The 18,413-nt window shown below is 66.9% G+C and carries 19 protein-coding genes; 4 read left to right on the forward strand and 15 right to left on the reverse strand.

The annotated features are described in order from the left end of the window. Positions 1-4: 4 nt before the first annotated feature. On the reverse strand, positions 5-328 hold the full coding sequence (locus ACE3P0_RS13715) for a hypothetical protein (protein WP_374403237.1): 324 nt from the start codon (positions 326-328) through the stop codon (positions 5-7). A 218-nt stretch (positions 329-546) separates the two neighbouring features. Here ACE3P0_RS13715 and ACE3P0_RS13720 point away from each other — a divergent pair, with 218 nt between their 5' ends. Together ACE3P0_RS13720 and ACE3P0_RS13725 are read left to right on the forward strand one after the other, a co-directional pair. Further along, complete coding sequence (locus ACE3P0_RS13720; RefSeq protein ID WP_374403238.1) at positions 547-1,152, forward strand: hypothetical protein; 606 nt, start codon at positions 547-549, stop codon at positions 1,150-1,152. A 118-nt stretch (positions 1,153-1,270) separates the two neighbouring features. After that, positions 1,271-1,717 carry a hypothetical protein gene (locus ACE3P0_RS13725; protein ID WP_374403239.1) on the forward strand — a complete coding sequence of 149 codons (447 nt, stop codon included), beginning with the start codon at positions 1,271-1,273 and terminating at the stop codon, positions 1,715-1,717. A 294-nt stretch (positions 1,718-2,011) separates the two neighbouring features. On the opposite strand, the gene ACE3P0_RS13730 is transcribed toward ACE3P0_RS13725, so the two are convergent. From ACE3P0_RS13730 to ACE3P0_RS13745, 4 genes are all read right to left on the reverse strand, one after another. Then, positions 2,012-2,803: a hypothetical protein gene (locus tag ACE3P0_RS13730; RefSeq protein WP_374403240.1), complete on the reverse strand. Its 792-nt coding sequence runs from the start codon at positions 2,801-2,803 to the stop codon at positions 2,012-2,014. Beyond that, positions 2,800-4,038: a tetratricopeptide repeat protein gene (locus ACE3P0_RS13735; RefSeq protein ID WP_374403241.1), complete on the reverse strand. Its 1,239-nt coding sequence runs from the start codon at positions 4,036-4,038 to the stop codon at positions 2,800-2,802. Before ACE3P0_RS13735 ends, ACE3P0_RS13730 begins: the two co-directional genes overlap by 4 nt. 5 nt (positions 4,039-4,043) lie before the next feature. Next, positions 4,044-4,661, reverse strand: coding sequence for a hypothetical protein (locus ACE3P0_RS13740; protein ID WP_374403242.1), 618 nt, complete (start codon positions 4,659-4,661; stop codon positions 4,044-4,046). Positions 4,662-6,606: 1,945 nt separating this feature from the next. Beyond that, complete coding sequence (locus tag ACE3P0_RS13745; RefSeq protein WP_374403244.1) at positions 6,607-7,365, reverse strand: SDR family NAD(P)-dependent oxidoreductase; 759 nt, start codon at positions 7,363-7,365, stop codon at positions 6,607-6,609. A 132-nt stretch (positions 7,366-7,497) separates the two neighbouring features. On the opposite strand from ACE3P0_RS13745, the gene ACE3P0_RS13750 reads away from it, so the two are divergent. Then, entirely contained in the window at positions 7,498-8,409 is a 912-nt protein-coding gene (locus tag ACE3P0_RS13750; RefSeq protein ID WP_374403245.1) for a LysR family transcriptional regulator, read from the forward strand. A 25-nt stretch (positions 8,410-8,434) separates the two neighbouring features. Here ACE3P0_RS13750 and ACE3P0_RS13755 read toward each other — a convergent pair whose 3' ends face one another. The 9 genes from ACE3P0_RS13755 to ACE3P0_RS13795 all read right to left on the reverse strand — a co-directional run bounded on the left by ACE3P0_RS13755 (position 8,435) and on the right by ACE3P0_RS13795 (position 16,091). Beyond that, the gene (locus tag ACE3P0_RS13755; protein ID WP_374403246.1) at positions 8,435-9,076 is read right to left on the reverse strand and encodes a hypothetical protein; all 642 of its coding nucleotides are present in this window, start codon (positions 9,074-9,076) and stop codon (positions 8,435-8,437) included. Positions 9,077-9,132: 56 nt separating this feature from the next. Beyond that, entirely contained in the window at positions 9,133-12,042 is a 2,910-nt protein-coding gene (locus ACE3P0_RS13760; protein WP_374403247.1) for a tetratricopeptide repeat protein, read from the reverse strand. Then, the gene (locus ACE3P0_RS13765) at positions 12,039-12,698 is read right to left on the reverse strand and encodes an OmpA family protein (protein WP_374403248.1); all 660 of its coding nucleotides are present in this window, start codon (positions 12,696-12,698) and stop codon (positions 12,039-12,041) included. Before ACE3P0_RS13765 ends, ACE3P0_RS13760 begins: the two co-directional genes overlap by 4 nt. Before the next feature lie 14 nt (positions 12,699-12,712). Further along, a complete protein-coding gene (locus ACE3P0_RS13770; protein WP_374403249.1) occupies positions 12,713-13,009 on the reverse strand; it encodes a hypothetical protein in 297 nt (98 codons plus the stop codon). 75 nt (positions 13,010-13,084) lie between these two features. Then, positions 13,085-14,014 (reverse strand): hypothetical protein, encoded by a 930-nt coding sequence (locus ACE3P0_RS13775; RefSeq protein ID WP_374403250.1) that lies wholly within the window; start codon positions 14,012-14,014, stop codon positions 13,085-13,087. After that, positions 14,011-14,340, reverse strand: a complete 330-nt coding sequence (locus tag ACE3P0_RS13780; RefSeq protein WP_374403251.1) for a hypothetical protein — start codon at positions 14,338-14,340, stop codon at positions 14,011-14,013. The genes ACE3P0_RS13775 and ACE3P0_RS13780 overlap by 4 nt, the downstream gene beginning before the upstream one ends. A gap of 11 nt (positions 14,341-14,351) precedes the next feature. Then, complete coding sequence (locus tag ACE3P0_RS13785) at positions 14,352-14,993, reverse strand: hypothetical protein (protein WP_374403252.1); 642 nt, start codon at positions 14,991-14,993, stop codon at positions 14,352-14,354. Between the two features lie 49 nt (positions 14,994-15,042). Then, on the reverse strand, positions 15,043-15,609 hold the full coding sequence (locus ACE3P0_RS13790) for a hypothetical protein (protein ID WP_374403253.1): 567 nt from the start codon (positions 15,607-15,609) through the stop codon (positions 15,043-15,045). After that, on the reverse strand, positions 15,609-16,091 hold the full coding sequence (locus ACE3P0_RS13795) for an RNA polymerase sigma factor (RefSeq protein WP_374403311.1): 483 nt from the start codon (positions 16,089-16,091) through the stop codon (positions 15,609-15,611). Before ACE3P0_RS13795 ends, ACE3P0_RS13790 begins: the two co-directional genes overlap by 1 nt. On the opposite strand from ACE3P0_RS13795, the gene ACE3P0_RS13800 reads away from it, so the two are divergent. Continuing rightward, positions 16,005-16,223, forward strand: coding sequence for a hypothetical protein (locus tag ACE3P0_RS13800; RefSeq protein ID WP_374403254.1), 219 nt, complete (start codon positions 16,005-16,007; stop codon positions 16,221-16,223). The genes ACE3P0_RS13795 and ACE3P0_RS13800 overlap by 87 nt on opposite strands. Positions 16,224-16,235: 12 nt before the next feature. Here the strand turns inward: ACE3P0_RS13800 and ACE3P0_RS13805 are convergent, their stop codons facing one another. Then, positions 16,236-18,356 carry a caspase family protein gene (locus ACE3P0_RS13805; protein ID WP_374403255.1) on the reverse strand — a complete coding sequence of 707 codons (2,121 nt, stop codon included), beginning with the start codon at positions 18,354-18,356 and terminating at the stop codon, positions 16,236-16,238. Positions 18,357-18,413: the final 57 nt, after the last annotated feature.

The raw sequence follows: 18,413 nt of genomic DNA on the forward strand, positions 1-18,413 counted from the left end.
CCGCTCAGGGCATACCCGGCAACACATACACCGGCCGCGGTGGAATCGGTACCGGCACCCAGGCACAGCGGTTCTGCCACGTCACCGGATCCCAGTACCAGGTGTTGCAGGCCGGCGGCGTGTAGTCGTACGCACGACGCCGGGCTTCGCGCCGTTCCAGCCGGTCGGCCTCGGCGCGGTAGCGGCGGGTCTCGTATTCCTTGCGCGCATAGCAGGCCTCGTCCAGCCCACGCTTCGCGTCGTAGCAGTAGTCGAAGTTGTCGGCATACGCCGGCATCGCAGCGAGCAGTAGCGGTATTGAAATGCGGCGAACATCGTTGCGGAACATGGCCTGGCATCCCCTGGCAGTGACGGAATGCTGATAAGACGCAGCGCAGCGGACGATGTCAGTGCGCAGATCAGTAGCGGCCGCGTCTTTCATTCGACTGCCCCGCGGCATCGCGAGCCGCCCCACCCAGCTCCACTCAAGATCACGCAAACCAACGCGCACCGGGCTTCGCAGACATCGAGCGCTATAGTGGCGCCTTTCCGCCGCCTCCCGCCCCGATGAACGACCTCGGCTTTCCGCTGGCCTTGCTGACCCTTGCCATCGCCCTGGTCGCTTGCGCCGTCTATGCATTCCGCCAGACGATGCGGGCGCAAGCGCTGGCCGCGGCATGGCGTTACCTGCAGTGGGACGACAAGACGCTGGCAAAACTGCGTGCCGATCTGGCTGCGCGCGCAGTTGGCCGCAGCCTGCGCGTGGGTAGCTCGTCGCTGCGCGCGGTCGACGACGCGATTGCCATGAAACACGAGTTTGCCCGCCGCATCGCCGGCACGCGCAGCGATTTCCACACCGCGGGCGAGATGGAAGTGCGGCTGCTGGCGCTGGACATGAACGGCATGCACTACACGCTCGTGCCGATCTGCATCGGCCGCCTTGATCTGGAGGCCCTGCATCGCTCCGGGCGACTGAGCTGCGTCTCCGATCCAGTCCGGGGCCAGACTGCCTTCGCCGCCGTGATGACCCGCGAAACCCTGCGCCATTTCATGCTGCCGGAAAACGACCCCTGGTTCGCGCCGACCTTCCGCTGGTACTCGGCACTGCCGACATCGGTGGCCTTCGTGCTGGCGCATCTGGTGCCGGCGGAGCGCCTGAGCGCCGAGCACTGAGGCCCAAACAGCCTCGCACGATCGACCGAGCGTTACGAAGATCAGTGCGTCTGGATACCGATGGCGCGTCACGAACCTGATTCCAGCACGCATTGACACGAGCCGCCACGGAAGCAGAATGGGCCGGAATCAACAATCCAACGAAAGGCAAATCGACCGTATGAAGGGCTTTCGAATACATGGCTCCATCGCCATGCATCACCAAGGCCAGATTCTCTATTCCGAGATCGAAGGCCCCTGGAATCTCGAACTGATCGAACACTACCGCGAACGCGCAACGTCGAAGGCCTGTGAACTTGCGGCACACGGCGCATGGGCGGCGATTATCGAGATCCACGGCGAAGCCATGTGCCCGCGGGATGCGCTGGAGGCGATTCGTCAGGGGGTTCATGCATTTGCCGCACAAGGCCGCATCTGCACCGCCTATGTCATCGCACCCGATGTGAAGGGTGCCGCGATCTCGGCGCCGATATGGCGAGGCATCTACGCTGGTGTGATGCCCTTTGAGATCTTCGAAACACGCGAAGCGGCGATGGCTTGGTCCCTCAAGCACCTCGCTGGCTGAAGGCCCGTTTGGCTGAAAGCACCGCAGCCCGTCGCTTGGCTTGAATGCAATGAAGCCTAATTGCTCGCCTGCTCGGCCAGCGTAGTGCGGGTTAGCCAGAGGCGTAACCCGAAATTTGCCGGGTCACATTTTGGCAGGTTTTTGCGCGGTGCGGGTACGCCGGCGGCGGACCCGCCCTACCGGGCTGCTCCCCCGCCCCGGCGACTGCTCCTAGTAACGGTGTGCAAAGGCGTAACTCCCAACTCAACCGGTCGGCAGTCTGCGAAAGTTCGTTATGACCGGCGCAGTCCGCGATCACGACGCCCGGCACATCATCAGAAACCACTGCGGATCGATTTGTCGGTAGAGGCATTCGCCCTTTTTCCATCCGGACGGGTAGCCGTTCAGGCTATCCAGCACTTGCTCTGGAATTGCCGAAAAATTCGGGGTCCTTTTGCCTGGCTCAGGCGGGTACTCGAGGTAGCCGTCGGTGACGCGGACCGGGACCGGCGTGTGAAATAGCGCTTTCCAGATCATCGCGTCGCCGGGGAATCGAAGGGCCAACGCCTCCGTTCGATCCACGAAGAAGACGACCTTCAGACTCTCTTGTTGGCGCCTGGCAAATCGTCCTTCTGGCGTTGCGACATCAATGGCACGAATTCGCTCAACGGCATCAGGGGCATAAGGATCACGAGGCCAAAATGCTCCATGGGGGCCAATCCAATCAACGCTCAGAGCCTTTTTCACGTTCTGAACTTTTGCGGTTTCGTCCCACAACACACGGTGCTGCCCCGGCCGTGGCTCCGGTGCGGAGTAGTAGGTCCGTACGAGGAATTCGAACTCCGCGCGGTGGGCCTTGAAATGCGCGATCAGTTCTTCATCGCGAGGGAGCGGGTTGAAGAAATAGGTTCGCGTGGCAGCCCCAACGGTGAAGAACAAACCGGCACTGGTCGCCACTTCCATCGCCAGCCAAGCGCGAAACGCTTTGCTGCGCCACCCCTGACCTATGGCATCTCGGCCATTGCTTCGCCACGGCGAACGCGTGATTTGCCACCACAGCGCCAGCGTGGCAGCGATGATCAGATAGCCGATCAGCTCACGAATCATCCCGTCACGCCCCCCCTCACCACCCGCAACAGCACGGCCACGCAGACAATGAAGCCGACGCCGGGGATCAGCGCGAGCACGGCGAGGAAGGCGCGTTTGGCTTCGCCCCAGTCAAGGTCTGCGGTGCTGCGCCAGACGCCCCAGGCGCCGATAAAGCTGACCAAGAGCATGAGCACCTTGAGGCCGCCGCGCCCTACTGATGGTGCTGCCGTCAACAGCACGGCAAGGCTCAGCGCGCCGATCACAAGCGCGACATGGCCACCGTGAAAGGCGCGGCGGGGTGCATCGTCAGACTCATCCGCAAGATCCGATTCGGACTGTGCCGCCGACGCGGGCATCGACGTCGCCCGCGACGCAACGGCCGGCGCTGGTGGCGGGGTGCGCGCGGCGTGGCGGGCCTTGAGCAGCGCGGGGAGGTGCTTGATGTCGGCGCCCAGTTCGCGCGCCAGCGCCAGCACTTCGGCGGACTCGGCCGGCGTGGGCGTGAGCAGCGCCAGCGCCTCCGGTTCTTCGACGCAGAGCTTGGCTGCGCGGGTGCGGGCGAGTTGCATCACCGCCTTGGCGGCGATGTCGTCGCGCGGCGTACCGATCTCGTCGTACAGGCGCACGGCAAGCCAGAACAGTGCACGCGGGCTGCCCAGCGCGGCTGCACGCATCAGCAGTTCCGGCACGCGGGCCTGGTAGCGCAGGCTGGTCGGGTCGCTGCGCTTTTCGATCCTGTCGGCGCCGGGCGGACGGCGCACGCTCTTTTCGTAGAGGAACTGGGCGAGGTAGTTGAGACCATCGACATCGTCCGCGGCCGCTGCGGCTTCCAGCAAGGCGATGCCTCGCTCCATGTCGATCGGAAAGCCACGCCAGCCGCGCAGCAGGCCTTCACCCAGCAGCGCCTGCGCCAGGCTTTGCCCCTGAGCGGCGGATCGTTCGAGCCACAGCAGCGCGAGCTTGCCCGAGCCCGGCACCGCCGCTTCCTTCGCGTGCAGGAAATCGATCGCCAGCTTGCATTGCGCCTGCGCGCTGCCCGCCTCGGCCCGTGCCACCAGCGCGGGGTCGATGCCCATCGCGGTCGCCGCGGCAGCGGTGGCGGCATCGGGCGGCGTCGCTGGCACAGCGCCACCGCCCCCCGCCGCAGGTGCCGGCGCACGCTGCAATTCGGCGTCAACATAGGCGACCACATCCGCCGCCACGCGCAGGCCCGCCCGCAGGCGCGCCTGTTCTGCCGCGAGGGGCGGCGGCACCTTCTTCAGGCACCAGTCGACGCGCCGATCCTTGGCGGGTCGATACCGCTGAACTGCGCCAGCGCAGCCCCCAGCGCGGGGTGTGCCGGCGTCATGCGGCCCTGCGTGACCATCAGGCCCCACACCAGCGAGGCCTCGGCCTCACCGCGCGGCACAAGGCGCCGGCACTCGGCCCACGCGGCCGCCCAATCCTTGCGCGAGAGCGCATCGTCCAGCCGCGCAGTGCGCGTGTGGGCGCCAATGGCCAGCACCTCGCCGTTGGCCAGATACACCGCGCCGTTCTGGCCATCCATCACATGCAGGCCAAGGTCGTTGGCCTGCACCACAAGGTGGTTGAAGGCCACCTCAAAGCTATCGTCGCGCGCCCACAGGCCGATGTTGTAGTAGCGATCGTTATCCGGGTGCTTTTCGAGGATCTCCAGCCCGTGGTCGTACATGTCGCAGTCACCGTCTTCGGTGTTCGGAAAGCGGGCATCCAGCGCGCGCGCAAGCGCCAGGAAGCGAGGTTCGGGCTGGGCGCCGGGCGCCGCCTGCACCGCGTCGAACTGGGCTTGCGCCTGCATCACATCGGTGGGCAGGGGCAGATCTTCGGGCTGGGCCCAGACAGTCAGCGTAAAGCTCATGGCATGGGGGTCGAATGTTGAGCAGCGCGCATGGTAGCGGAGCCGCCCGGCGCTGGGCTACGCCGCGTTTGGGCGGCGCTGGATTGCCTTGTGGAATGACGTGGCCCCGGGCTTCGACACCGGGCGCGCCTCGCCGTTGAACGTGGGGCTACAGGGGTACAGCCAAACCCCAATCCAGTGGATAGTTGCCCAGCGCCACATGGCGGTGAAACGACGACCAGGGCCAGTCGGCAACCTGCTTTACCAGTCTGTGTTTGACCGGGTTCCAGTGCAGGTATTCCAGGTGGTGACGACGATCCGCCTCGTCGCGCAACAGATGTTCCCAGTAGCGGTGTTGCCAGAGTGTCCCGCAGGCCTTTTGGGCACGGCGATCGGTGAGCCACTCGGAGCGGAAGTACGCGCCGCCGCGGGCACGGATGACGTACGATTTGATCAGGCGTCAACGGGTTGAAAAGTCAGCATCGCCCTCCGGCAGCGTCCAGATCGCATGCAGGTGGTCCGGCAACAACACCCAACCATCGATCCGGAAGGGGCGCTTTGCCCCGCACCGTTTCAATTGCCGCTCGCAGCGCCTCGCGTATCGCGGCGTCGGTCAGAATCGCCTGCCGCCGCTCCGTCACCACCGTGAAGAAGTACGACCCACCCGCCACGTTTGCACGCCGGTACCGCGCCATCGCGCTGGCTCCGAAAAAATGACCGTTAAAGCGTAGTGCGGGTTAGCCAAAGGCGTAACCCGCATTTTCACGGCTCGCGAATTTGCAGCCGTTTTCTCCGCGCGGGTACGCCTGCGGCGGACCCGCCCTACCTGGCTGCGGAGGCCTGGAGCCAGAAGCAAATCGCGGGCTGAAGGCCCCGTCAACCGATTCGCCCGAAGTCCGACCAACGGCCAGTTCATAGCCCGGACGGAGCGCCGAAAAATCCGTGGTGGGGTTTATCTAGAAGCACAACCGCATCTCCCGGATTCCGGCGTTAGGCCAGCATCCAGCTACGAAACTCCGACATTCTTCCCTCCCCCACTGAAACGCATGGCAGTGCAGAGGTATAGGGTTCAGACGCGCGCAGCGCGACGGTTGCGAGCACTGTCTGAGCTCCGAGCGACAACGAGGGCGAGTTACGCAAACACCCGATGCTTCGCGCAGTAAAGGGGCGCAGGCGAGGTTGCGCAAAGCATTCTTAGCGCCGCCGGAGCCGGCCGGCCGAGCAAAGCCTGCCGTGGAGGGTTGAAGCAGGGGCCGCTTCTTTGGTTCCTTTCCTGTCAGCACAAGAAAGGAACCCGCCCGCCGGGGCGGGCCTGATGTCAGCGGGAAGACCAGCACCACGCCACACTGCAATCGAAAGTCAGCTACGGACGCTTGGGCTTCTCAAGCCCCGCCCAACCTACCGGCCTGTCACAGCCCGACCGCCTTGCGAACGAGGTCGCCGACAATTGAGAAGAGCATAAACAGTACCGTTGCCGCGGCTAAGGTCACGTGTGCGAGAACGAACCTCACGCTAAGCGGCGCCGTAGAGAACTCGCGTTTCGAAATTTCTGTTTGGTTAGTCTTCTCAAGCTCGTCTGGATATCGTCGGCAAACCAATTTATGCGCCAGGAACGCACTCCACGAGACCGCAAAGCCGCTCGCGAGACAAACTGACAACGACAAGGAAAAGCCTGACGCACCAATGATCAGCCCCGCCAAAATCGAAATTGCAACGATTCGAGGGCCCCTCAAGAATATCCAATGCACATTAGCCGCCACCGATGTAAGTGCCGATAGTCTAATCCGTTGGACTAAACATCATGTACGTCAGCGACTGAAGCGATCCCTCATCCCTCGCGGCATGGATTGAAAGGCTCTCCATCCAGTTTGGGCATTCGCGTCGCTGAGGAGCCGTCGAGCGGTTCTGAGCGACGATGAAGCCGCCCGGCGCAAGAGCACGCAAGCCCAGGCGGAGACCAATCGATCTACAGGAACATGCCGCCCGAGGCTTCGATGCGCTGTGCGTTGACCCAGCGGGCGTCGTCCGAAAACAGCGCAGCGACGAGGTCGCCGATGTCGTCGGCCTGGCCGACGCGGCCGAGCGCGGTTTGCGAGGCGACGAAGGCGTTGAGCTGGGCGTTGTCGCGTACCGCGCCGCCGCCGAAGTCCGTTTCGATCGCGCCGGGGGCAAGTACGTTCACCGCGATGCCGCGCGGGCCGAGTTCCTTTGCCAGGTAGCGCGTAAGCACCTCGACGGCGCCCTTCATCGCCGCGTAGGCGGCATAGCCCGGCAGCGCGAAACGCGCGAGGCCGCTGGAAACGTTAAGGATGCGGCCGCCGTCGGCGATCAGCGGTAGCAGCGCCTGAGTCAGGAAGAACACGCCCTTGAGGTGGATGGCCATCATCTGGTCGAACTGCGCTTCGCTGGTGTCGGCAAAGACCGCATGGGCGCCAGCGCCGGCGTTGTTGAAGAGGTAGTCGAAGCGCTCGCGCTGCCACCGCGTTTGCAGTTGGCGGCGCACTTCGGCCGCGAAAGCGGCGAAGGATGCGCTGTCAGCCACATCCAGCGGCAGCGCGACTGCGCGGCCGCCCAAGGCTTCAATCTCCGCGACCACTGCGTCGGCTTCCGCCTGCTGCGTGCGAAAAGTGAGGATCACGTCGACGCCACGCGCAGCGAGTTTGACTGCGGCGTTGCGGCCAAGGCCGCGGCTGCCGCCGGTGATGAGTGCGATTTTGCGGGTCATGGTGGATCTCCTTCAGGTCAGGGCGCGCCGGCATGTGGCGCGATGGAGAGATCTTATTGATTGCGACCTTCCGGATAAATCAGCCATCCACGATTAAACTGTTCAATATTGAAGAACAATCAGCGCAGCCCGATGGATCAACTGGACGCATTGCGGATCTTTCTGCGAGTGGCCGAGATGGCCAGCTTCACGCAGGCCGCGCAGAGCCTCGGCTTGCCCAAGGCGAGCATTTCAACGGCGGTGCAGCGGCTCGAAGCGGAGCTGGGCACCCGCCTGCTCCACCGCACGACCCGACGCGTGCAGATGACGCCCGACGGGCAGACCTTCTACGAGCGCAGTCGCGATCTGCTGAGCGACATCGAAGAGCTGCAAGGCATGTTCCGGCAGGGGGCGACGCAATTGCAGGGCCGCTTGCGTGTGGATATGCCAATGGGCATCGCACGCGCAATCGTGATGCCGCAGTTGCCGGCCTTCATGCAGGCGCATCCGGGCCTGCAGATCGAGTTGAGCAGCACCGACCGCCGCGTCGATCTGGTACGCGAGGGCTTTGATTGCGTGCTGCGCGTGGGGCCGCTTGGTGATTCAAGCCTGGTGGCGCGGCCGCTCGGCCGCTACCGCATGATCAACTGCGCCAGCCCCGCCTACCTCGCGGCCGCCGGCGTGCCACAGTCGCTCGACGACCTCGCCCGCCATCGGCTGGTGCACTACGCATCGTCACTTGGCGGCAAGCCGGCGGGTTTCGAATACACCACCGCGCAGGATGACGACACCCCAAGCTTCGTCGCGATGCAGGGCGCGCTGACGGTGAACAATTCCGATGCCTACCAGGCCGCCTGTCTTGCTGGTTTCGGCCTGATCCAGGTGCCGGAACCGGGCGTGAAACCGCTGCTCGACACCGGCGCGCTGGTGGAAGTGCTGCCGCAGTTCCGCGCCGCGCCGATGCAGGTCTCCATCCTCTATGGCAACCGCCGCCATGTCTCGCAGCGTTTGCAGGTGTTCATGAACTGGCTCGCCGGGATTGTGCAGCCGCATCTGCGCGGCTGATCAGCGCAGCTCGCTTGCGCTGGCGCTATGGCTGCGCTGGCCGCAGCACACATTCCATCAGCGCGTTGTTCTGGCCGGACCAGGCGGCAAAGCCACCCATGCGGCCCTCGCCACCGCGGATGAATTCAAGGTCGGACCAATTCACGAACAAAGCCCCACGATCCGCGTCGCCGGGGTCGCTCCAGGCAAGGCGCAGGTAGTGCGCACGGCAACGTTCGCAGGCGTTCACTCGCCGTAAGCTGAGCCGGCGTTCGCGCCGGTCCGGACCGGTGTAGTGGGCGAGCCCGCCGCCGGCGATGCTGAGGTGATGAGATCCGTCGATCGCCGTCCAGTCACAGTCGACCGCGCTGTAACGGGCATCGAGCCAGGGCGTACCCGGTGTCGGCGGCTCGCCACCAATTGGCTCATCGGCGCGGAAGGGGCCGAAGTGGCTGAGCTGTTCGGTGTGCCAGGCCTCGGCGCGCACCGCCAATCGGCCGCCCTCGTCGCGCTGCATGTCGGGGGGCATGCGTTTGCGGATCGCGGCGAGCACGCCCTCGCATTCGCCACCATGGCAATCGAGCACTTGCCAGCCCGAAGCGTCGGCGGCCGATTCCGTCACCACAACGTTGGCCGCCCGCCAGCTGGCTGCGTTGTATTCAGCAGCCAGAACCAGCGCGGGCGTCATCAGCAACGCGCAAGCGGTTAACCCGCGTAGCAGCGAAGCACTTTCTCTTCGTGCGCTCACAGCCAGTCTCCGCTCAAAACGAAAGGCGCCCAGAAGTACGGATGCGCCCACGGGCGCGCGGGGTCGGCCGCTGCGGCCTTGGGCGCCGCAGCCCCTGCGACGGAGGCGCCGCGCGCTGAATCGTCGGCTGCGGCATTCGCTGCACCGCGCAGCAGGCCGAGCTGTGCCGTGCGCAGCGCGTTCGCGCGCCCTGCTGCGTGTCCGGCGTAGAACTGCTGCATCAGCGCGGCGGTGCTTGCGTCGGCCACAGGCCAGAGGCTCGCGAGCACGCTGCGCGCGCCCTGCCGGCGCACGGCGGCGGCAAGCCCTTCGACCTCGGCACCGTTCTCGTTGGTGCCACCGCCATTCGCGGTGTTGCAGGCGGATAGGGTGAGCAGTTGCAGGCTCAGGTAATCCATCGCCGCGAGTTCGCGCAGGCTGATCGTGTGTCCATCGCCCAGCAACAGCACCGAGTTGTTCGAATCCCCCGGGCGGAAGTCGAAGTGGCTGGCGATGTGCACCACGTTGTAGCGGCCGGACAGCGCATCTTCCAGGCCATCGCGGTCGAAGTCGGCATCGAGCTTCACCTCGCCCGGAAGGGTGCCGTCCGGGTTTTTGGCATCGCGAACGATGCGCGCCAACTCGCTTGGTACCGCCGGCAGGGGCTTGAAGCCGGCGGCGCCGCGGGCTGCGCCCAGCCCTGCGACCTGCCAATCGGTGAGCGGCCCGCTTGCCGGCACGCCGCCAGCCTGCAGCCAGTGGGCAAGTCCGAAGCGTTCGATGAGGAACTGCTTGCCGTCATGCAGCGCGGCGAATGGCAGGTAGCGCAGCGATTCGGTGAGCGCCAGCACCAGCGTGGTCGCCCTGGCCTGCGCCAGCTCGGCCGCCACAGGGGCAATCAGCACCTGATGCAGCGCCTGCGCGGCCGGCAGCACATCGGCGCGCGCCTCGATCGCCTGCCGCAGCGCGGCGATGCGCCGGTTGAGCTCGACGCGGCTGATCGCCACCTCGCGCCCGAAGCTGCCGCGCCCGGTGGCCAGCACGATCGCCAGACGCTGCTCACCGACGATGTAGGACAGCCCCACAGCCCCCGGGTCGCGCCGCACCAGTGTTTGCAGATCGCTGCCGCGATGCAGGATCTCCTCGCGTTCAGCCGCCGCGGGTGCGAGCTTGAGGCCGTTGACCCACTGCTCGAATTCGACCTGCCACTGCACTTGCCGCAGCTTCAGCGCCTGCAGCCGCACAAGCTCGGTGTCACCCAGCTTCTCGCCGGTGCGCTGGCGCCGTTGCAACGCCGCCAGTTCCGTGGCCTCTGCCACGCCGCTCGCGACGAGTGCATCGCCCTGCTGCGCCGCCGCCTTCTCTGCGCCAACGAAGTCCGCCTGGGTGCGCTGCACATCCGAGCGCTGCACCAGATCGGCGAGTTCGACTTCCTTGAGCATCGTGAGCACCTGTTCGGCTTCGGCGAGCCGGCCGAGGTCGACCAGCCACGCCGCCAGTTCGCGATAGGTGGCACCGTTCTCCTGCATCAGGCTGCGCTGCAAGGTCGGGTCCAGCGTGCGTGATTGGCCGCGGATGCGCTGCATCGCGTTGACCGCCTGCTTGCCGATGAACACCGCCTGCTCGGTACGCCCCGCGGCGCGGTAGCGTGCAGCGAGCAAGGCGCCGGTCTGGAATTCGATCTGCGGCACACCAGCCGCACGCGCGATGGCGAACGCGCGTTGCGCAAGCGACAGCGCCTCGGCCGCTTCGCCCCGCGCTGCGAGCACGCTCGCGAGGCGTGCCATCGTGTCGGCGGTACGGGCATGACCAGCGCCCAGCGCCTGTTCGCGAATCGCAAGCGCTTCGCGGTAGTGCTGCTCAGCGGCTCTGCCGTCGCCCTGCAACTGCAGCAGCCAGCCGAGGTTGTGCAAGGTGTCGGCGATGTCGGCATGGCCAGCCGGCAAGGCGGCACGGCGGATCGCCAGCGCCTGCTCGTACCAGGGCCGGGCGGCGTCGAGCTGACCGGTGCGACGCAGGATGTCGCCGATACTGCTCTGCGCACTGGCGATGAAGGGGTGGCCCGGTGGCAGCACCCGCTCGCGCATCGCCAGCGCGTCGCGATAGCGCTTCAGCGCGAGATCGTTCTGGCCCAGGTTCTCGTACGCATAGGCCAGCTTGCTGAGGCTGTTGGCGGTATCAGCGTGATCGGGTGGCAATACCTTGCTGCGGATGTCGTAGGCACGCTGGTAGGTGGGCAAGGCCCGATCGAAGTCGCCCAGCACCCGGTAGAGGTCACCGAGGTTCGACAGGTCCGTCGCCACATCGGCGTGCACCGCACCGTGCAGTTTCTCGTCGATCGCCAAGGCGCGCTTCAGATGCAGCGCGGCATCCTCGTGGCGGCCCAGCGTCTGCTCGACGAGGCCAAGCCCGCTGAGCGCTGCGCTCAGCGCGGACGGGTCGGCACCCGGCGCGGTTTCGAGGATGCGGATCGCGTCGCCGTAGGCCTTCAGCGCCGCCTCATATTCGCCGATGCGATATTGCAGCACGGCACGGTTGCCGGCGATCGTACCGGCCAGTGCGGCATCCGGCCCGCCTTGCAACAGCCCGACCGCGCGCTGGTAGAAGGCATCGGCCTCGGCGTAGCGCCCCAGCTTCTCGCTCGCCACCGCGGCGTCGTTCAGCAGCAGCGCCTGCGTTCTGGCGTCGCGATCCGCGGCAGCTTCGAGCAGTGTGGTCGCGCGCTGCAGCGCTTCGTCGTAGCAGCCCTTGTCGTACAGCGCGAGCACGCCGGTACGGCCCGCCGCCGCGGTGGCCGCCTCTTTCGCGCATTCGGGCTTGGCCGCCGATGCCGGGCCACAGGCCAGCACGCTCAACGCGCCGAGCACCAGCACGCCCCGCCGCAAGGGCGCAGGACGCGCCGAACGCTTGCCGGTGTCGCGCGTCATGGGGTGCTGAACTCCAACATGTGGATCACCGTGACGACGGAAGAACCGGGGTTGTCGCACTGCGCGTCCGCTGGCACGGCCGGCGTTTCGGCGTCGCACGCCTCGGCGGGCGCCCAGCTGCGCACCGGTGACGCGATCGTTTCGATCTGCGCCGCTGCCACTCCTTGCGCAACGAGGAAGTCGCGCACCAGATCGGCACGGTGCCCGGCTATGCCGAGCCGGTACTCGTCGGTGCCGGATTCGTTGGCGTGCCCTTCGATCCTGATCGGCCCCACCAGCCGACGGCTTTGCGCGAGTTTCGCCAGCTGCATCAGCGCCTGTCGCGCGTTGTCGCTCAGCTGGTTGGCATCCGCCGCGAATGGCGTATCGAGCGTGAGCGTGATTTCGCGCGGTGTTTCATCCGGGTGGGCGGACTTGGCCCGCGCCGCCGCTTCCGCCTTTTGCCTCGCGGCAACTTCGGCAGCGCGGCGTGCGCTGTCCTGCTTCTCGCTGCCCTTCGCCGCTTCGGCACGCGAAATCGCGGCGCGCGCTTCGCGTTCTGCCTGCGCCTTGCGCGCGTCCGCATCCGCGGGATCGGCCGCATGCGCAGCCACCGCGCCAAGGCTGGCGGCGAGGCTCAACAGCCGCAGGCCCTTCCCCACTCGAACGATGTTCATCCACGCCACCCGATTCAATTGCCCTCGTTACCAACGCCGGGCGACGCAGCCGGCCGCTGCGTCGGCGCACCGCTCAGCCCGCAATGCCCCAGTTCCAGCCCCTTAAGCGGCACCAGCGCAGCGCCAAGTCCCGACAGAGACTGTAGCGAATCCAGCCGCGGCACGCGCAGGTTGAAGGCCATGTCTGGCAAGTGCAGCGCTACGGCTTGTTTGCCGTGCGCCGCCCGCGCGGACGCTTTGTTCTTCGTAGGTACCGGCGCTGCCGCCGAAGCGTTGCCCACGCCCAGCGCCATCATTGCCATCAAGCTCACAACGCCCACACTCCGCTGAACCGTTACGCGCACCTCGCACCCCCTGCCCGCCGCCCAAAGTGGCAGCCACGCGCACTAGGACGCCACCATCGCGCGATCGTCAGGCACGCGTGATGCGAACCCTGCGAGGGCCAGCAGGATCAACGGCCACTCCAGCCACGCATGCATGCCGGCCGCCACCGCGTACAGCCCCCGCGCAGCAGGGTAATCGGCGATGAAGTAGGCCAGCAAAGCCGCACTGACACCCAGCACCAGCGGCCGCAGCGGCATGCCGCGCCAGGTGCTGCCGATCGCGCGCGGCATCAGATGGATCACCGACAGGTAGTGCAGGCACTGCGCCCACACCAGCGCCGGCAGCATCGCGTCGGCCCAAGCGGGCGCATGCTGCTGCAGCCAGCAGAGCTCGGCCGGCCGCATCGGCCCGCTCGCCGATGGCGCACCGAACAGCATCAGCGCAGCAAACAGCAGCAGCGGCGCGCCGAACAGGGCCATCAGCACAGGCCGCGCCGGCCACGCGCCGATGCGCGCGTGAGCAGGCGCGAGCGCAACCGGGGTGAAGTTGTGGGCAATCGCGAGCAACGCGAGTAAGCCCAGCACCTGCGGCGTATCCGCAAGCCAAAGCAGCGCAATCGGCACGCTCAGCGCAACGGCCACGAACAGCAGCCTGCTGCGCGCCGACAGGCGCGGCGCGAGGCCCAGCGTTGCCAGCAGCGCGAGCGCCAGTGTCGCCGCATCGCAGGCCGCGGCGGTGGGTGCATCGATGCGGCCGAACCACAGCGCCAGCCGCGCCGACGCCTGCAGCAGCAGCGCCGCCAACAGCCCCACCCACACAAAGCGCGGCACGCGATCGCGCCAGAGCGGCCAGACCCAGGCCATCTCCCACATCACATGCGGCAAGCCGAACACCGCCAGCGCCACCAGATACAGCGCCGCTGGCTGCCAAAGCGCCAGTACACCCAAGGCGGCCGCGCAGGGCAGCCACAGATGCTGTTGCCACCCCTTCATGCCAGCGCCGCGCCCAGCCCGACCGACATGACGTTCGCCAGCAGCGACAGCGCGAAGGCCGCACGCCACGGAATGCCGGCAAGCCAGTGGAGCATCGGTGCCTCGGCGGCGATAACCAGCGCTTCGATCAGCACCACGCCGGCGAGGTAATCGTGCGCACCGAAGTTGCCGATGGCGTGCCAAGCCAGCGGATGGGTCACGCAACTGGGCAGCACGGCCGCGGCGATGCGCCACGCAGGCCCCCGCCGTGCGCGCGCTGTTGCCGCGAGGACGATCGGCGCCTCGATCAGCAAGCTCACGCCAAGCGCGGCGGCCTGGGTCGGCATGTACGGGACGCCTACTGGAACAGCTTTCGCCAGGCACTCACCGGCTTCAGGGTGCTCGCTGGCACCGGGTGTTCCGGCTCACAGCTCACGACCGGACGCGTCAGCGTGCGCCGGCCCTGGAAGTAAGTGCCCTTGGTGTCGAGCTGGTGGTTGCAGACGCCGTCGAACCGTTGCACGCGGCCGTCGATCGACACCTCGGCAACGCAGCGCTGCCCGACCGCCACACCTTTGCAGAAGCGGTCCGCCAGCACCGGCGGCTCGGCGCACAACCAGCCCTGCGCGCGAACCGTTTGCGCGGCGGAGTCCGAGCGTGCAGCCAGGGCACACACATCGGCATCGGCTTGCCAGGGGCCATCCGGAATCGCACGCTCGATGCGCGGCGCGGGTTTGCGCACGCAGTGCAGGTCGATCTGGTAGTCACGGCGATTGAGGTCGCGTTCGCAGACGCCCGGCCCGCCGCCCTCGAAGGCATTGCCCACGATCTGGCAGGCCGCGTCGACGCGCCGCCCCTCGCACCATTCGTCGGTGCGGTCGTAGGCGCCGGGGTTGTTGCGGAAGCGTTCGGCGGCATCGGCCGCCTGCGGCGGCAGCACGTCTGCGTTTGCGACGAGGTGCCATGCAAGCAGCGCGAGCGCGCAGAGGATTCGTTTCATCGGACCTTCTCCTTGATCTGCCTCGCGGTTCGCCACGCGCCCGCGCCGCTTAGGGCTTGAATTCGACGCGCACGCGGCCCGGTTTGGCAACGATGCCGAGCGCCTGGAACTGCGCAACCAGCGCGTCGCTGAGCGGCGCAGCAAGCTCCGTGTCCACCGTGTAGACGGCGCCCGATGCGTAAATGTCAGCCTGCACGCCCTCCGCCCGCAACGCACCGACCAGCGTCTCGGCACGCATGCGCGGCGCCGGGCCGCGCACCTCGAACTGCGCAAACGCACCACGCCAGATCGGCGGCTCGCCGTAGGTCACCACGTCCGGCGCGGGTGTCGGGTTCTCGCGCAGCACGACGAGCCCGATCGCGGCAGCAGCCAGCGTGGCCGCAAGCGCGTAGCCCCAGGCAGGCAGGCGACGACGTTTCAGCAGGCCTTCGCGGCGCAGTCGGAACAGCAGTTGTTCGGTGGCATGGTCGTCGTCAACCGCGGGCGGCGCTTCTGCGCTGGCCTCGTTGAGAATCACGCGCCGCAGCGTCTGGGCTTCGCTGCGCGCATCGCGTGTCGTCGCCTGCCCTGCCAGCTCGGCAAGCCAGCGGTCGAGATCGTCCGGGGGCTGCGTCATCAGTCCTCCTCCACGATCAGCGCACGGCAGGGTTCAAGAAATTCGCGCAGGCGCTTGCGGCACTGCGAGAGGTATTCGCGCGTGGCGGCCTCGGTGCGTTCGAGAAACTGCACCACGTCGCGCACGCTCCAGCCATCCAGCGCGGCGCGACGCAGGGCTTCGGCCCGCTCGGGGTGCGCACGGCCGAAGGCGGCAAAGCCGGTATTCACGCATTCATCCAGCGCCGCCTTGGCGTCGCCGCCGGTACTGCATGCGGTTTCGTCGGCGACACGCCGCCAGCCTTCGTCGTCCAGGTGTTCTTCGCGGCGCGGCGCACGGGCCGCATCGGTCGCGAGGTTGCGCGCGATCTGGTAGATCCAGCTCGACACCGCCGCCTCGCCACGGAAACCTTCGGCATGGCGCACCACGCGAACGAAAACCTCCTGCAGCAGATCTTCAGCCAGATCCTGCTGCGCGCCGTGCCGGATCAGGAAGGCCAGCAGCGGGCGCCGCTACTCGCGGAACAGCGCTGCGACCGCACGCTCGCCATCGCGGCCGCCCGCCGCAATGGCGCCCCGCCAGGCGCGGTCGCGCGCGTTGCGTTCAGCGGTGTCCATAGCCGCCTTGTGATGTGATAGCCCAAGCACTCACTTCTGAATCGTCCAGTTGAAAACCTGCATCGAAGTGCGATCGCCCGGCGATTTCGGTGCGCCGACACCCCGCGTGGTGTAGTCAGCAAAGCCCGCGTCGCGGAAGGCTGTAACGTCATCGTCCTCGACGCCGCGCGTTCGGTCCAGCTGCTCGATCGGCGACTGTGCCAGGAAGGAAAAGTCCGCCCGCTCGCCCAGGTTGCGCGCCTGTACGGCGATCGTCACCAGGCGCTCCAGCCCCGTCGTATCGTCATTGATGTCGATCTCGAAACTGTAGCTGGCCTTCGCTTCGAGCCGGTTGCTCGCGCCGCCATACGGGAACAGCGCGCTGACGCCGTAGCTCGCGTCGAGATACAGCACCGTCAGATCGAGTGGCATCTGCCCTTCGTTGAGCAACGACACCTCAACCTTGTCACCAGCGCGCAGCACCGGGCTGCGCTCGGCGCTCAGGGGCAGCACCTTGCCGGCCCGCGTAATCTGCTTCATCGACACCGTGAGCTTGCCGCCGCCGTTGCGTTCGTTGAGTTGGCTTGCGATGCGCATCAGGTTGGTGGCGCGCGCCACGCCGTGCAGCGCGCTGACCAGCGTTTCGCGCAGCGCGTCGGCGCCCTGCGCCGGCTTCCACGCCAGCGTCAGCGAACCGCTGCGCAGTTCAGCCTCGCACCGCTGGCGCTCGGTAGCGGCCTTGCGCGCCTTGCAGTTGAGCCCCTGCAAGGCGGGCGGCACCAGCATCACGCGGTCGCGGAAGGCCATCACCGCGACGTCGCCGGTGTCCGGTGCCTTGAGCCATTCGATCTGCGCGCCGGCAATGCCGGCCTTCTGCACGGCGGTAATCGGCGCAAGTGCGGGGCAGTCGCCCTCGCAAGCCGTGGTGTCGACCACCACGCGCAGCTGGTACTGGCCGGCCACTTTCAGCAGCCGCGCATGCGCGCTAGCCGGAATGTCCTTCGCTTCGAGCAGCGGCTTGCCGTTCTGCGCCACCAGGGCGAGCGTGCTTGAAGACAGCGCAACGTTGCGCGCTTCGGCATAGCCGATCGCCGCGTCGCTCTTGTCGAGCGGGTTGGCGACGATCGCGAACAGCGAGCCTTCGGTGATGCGCGACAGGGCCCCGGCAGGAATCGTCGGCGTCGCGCCACGGTCGAGCTTCCACTGCTGGATCGGCACGGCGTCCTGGCCGAGCACCGGTGCATCGAGCTGGGTGCCGGAGAAGAGCGGCGTCACGCGCGTCTGGTTCATGCCGCCGTACTGGCTCAGCACATACTGCGCGAGCTGGCGGTAAGTCATCGCGTTGCCGGCTTCGAGCGCCTGCATCAGCGTGAAGCCGAACAGCCCGAAGGGTTTGCGCTCGGGGTGGCCGAGCGGCAATCGCATTTCGGGTGCGAGTTCGGTCGTTTGTGCCGCATAGAAGAACACACCCCCACCCTGCCCTTTGGCACTGGCGAAGGGGTCTGGCGCCGCGGCATCGCCCTTGCCGCGCGAGCGCACCGCATCGGCTTCGGCGCGGTCGAGCGCCTTGGCCGGCACGCCCAGCGCTTCGGGTGCGATGTGCCGATAGCGGATTTCCGCGGAGTCATCCGCACCGCGCACGAGCGTGGCGCTGTGGCAGGAATCGAAAACGCCCCACACGAAGGCGCCCTTGTCGATGATGCGGTCGACGGCGCGGCGGATCTCGAAATCCACCAGCGCGTTCTGCACCTTGCCGCCATCGTCGGCCTCGTCCCACTTGCCGATGTCACGCGGCAGGAAGATCTCGAACAGGCCGTCCGGCTCTTCGCGCCCTTCGGGCGTGTTGCGATCCGCCGGTTCCTGGCTGCCGTGGCCAGAGAAGTAGAGCAACACGTAATCGCCCTTGGCGGACTGCGCCGCAAGCTCGTCGAGCCCGGCAAGGATCGCGGCGCGCGTCGGCAAGCCGCTCGCGCCCGCCACGCCGTCCGCCAGCAAACGGATGTTGCGCGGCGCAAAACCGCGCTGCTGCAGGATGTCACGCAGGCGCTGCACATCGTTGCGCGGGCCTTCCAGCTGGTAGTTCTTCGCCAGCGACGGATACTCGGAGACACCCACGATCAGAGCGCGCATCTCGCGCGCCTCGGCGGGCATCAAGGGAATCAGCAGTGCCAATACGACACCGAATGCAAACCTGGCGATTCGCCCCACGAGCGACCTCCGGCGAGTTCA

Source organism: Niveibacterium sp. (assembly GCF_041909475.1).
Lineage (GTDB): Bacteria > Pseudomonadota > Gammaproteobacteria > Burkholderiales > Rhodocyclaceae > Niveibacterium.

Excerpts from the sequence above, each read along its gene's own strand:
- ACE3P0_RS13715 (WP_374403237.1), bottom strand. The coding sequence starts at position 328 with ATGTTCCGCAACGATGTTCGCCGCATTTCAATACCGCTACTGCTCGCT.
- ACE3P0_RS13720 (WP_374403238.1), top strand. The coding sequence starts at position 547 with ATGAACGACCTCGGCTTTCCGCTGGCCTTGCTGACCCTTGCCATCGCC.
- ACE3P0_RS13725 (WP_374403239.1), top strand. The coding sequence starts at position 1,271 with ATGGGCCGGAATCAACAATCCAACGAAAGGCAAATCGACCGTATGAAG.
- ACE3P0_RS13730 (WP_374403240.1), bottom strand. The coding sequence starts at position 2,803 with ATGATTCGTGAGCTGATCGGCTATCTGATCATCGCTGCCACGCTGGCG.
- ACE3P0_RS13740 (WP_374403242.1), bottom strand. The coding sequence starts at position 4,661 with ATGAGCTTTACGCTGACTGTCTGGGCCCAGCCCGAAGATCTGCCCCTG.
- ACE3P0_RS13745 (WP_374403244.1), bottom strand. The coding sequence starts at position 7,365 with ATGACCCGCAAAATCGCACTCATCACCGGCGGCAGCCGCGGCCTTGGC.
- ACE3P0_RS13750 (WP_374403245.1), top strand. The coding sequence starts at position 7,498 with ATGGATCAACTGGACGCATTGCGGATCTTTCTGCGAGTGGCCGAGATG.
- ACE3P0_RS13755 (WP_374403246.1), bottom strand. The coding sequence starts at position 9,076 with ATGACGCCCGCGCTGGTTCTGGCTGCTGAATACAACGCAGCCAGCTGG.
- ACE3P0_RS13760 (WP_374403247.1), bottom strand. The coding sequence starts at position 12,042 with ATGACGCGCGACACCGGCAAGCGTTCGGCGCGTCCTGCGCCCTTGCGG.
- ACE3P0_RS13765 (WP_374403248.1), bottom strand. The coding sequence starts at position 12,698 with ATGAACATCGTTCGAGTGGGGAAGGGCCTGCGGCTGTTGAGCCTCGCC.
- ACE3P0_RS13775 (WP_374403250.1), bottom strand. The coding sequence starts at position 14,014 with ATGAAGGGGTGGCAACAGCATCTGTGGCTGCCCTGCGCGGCCGCCTTG.
- ACE3P0_RS13780 (WP_374403251.1), bottom strand. The coding sequence starts at position 14,340 with ATGCCGACCCAGGCCGCCGCGCTTGGCGTGAGCTTGCTGATCGAGGCG.
- ACE3P0_RS13785 (WP_374403252.1), bottom strand. The coding sequence starts at position 14,993 with ATGAAACGAATCCTCTGCGCGCTCGCGCTGCTTGCATGGCACCTCGTC.
- ACE3P0_RS13790 (WP_374403253.1), bottom strand. The coding sequence starts at position 15,609 with ATGACGCAGCCCCCGGACGATCTCGACCGCTGGCTTGCCGAGCTGGCA.
- ACE3P0_RS13800 (WP_374403254.1), top strand. The coding sequence starts at position 16,005 with ATGGCGCACCACGCGAACGAAAACCTCCTGCAGCAGATCTTCAGCCAG.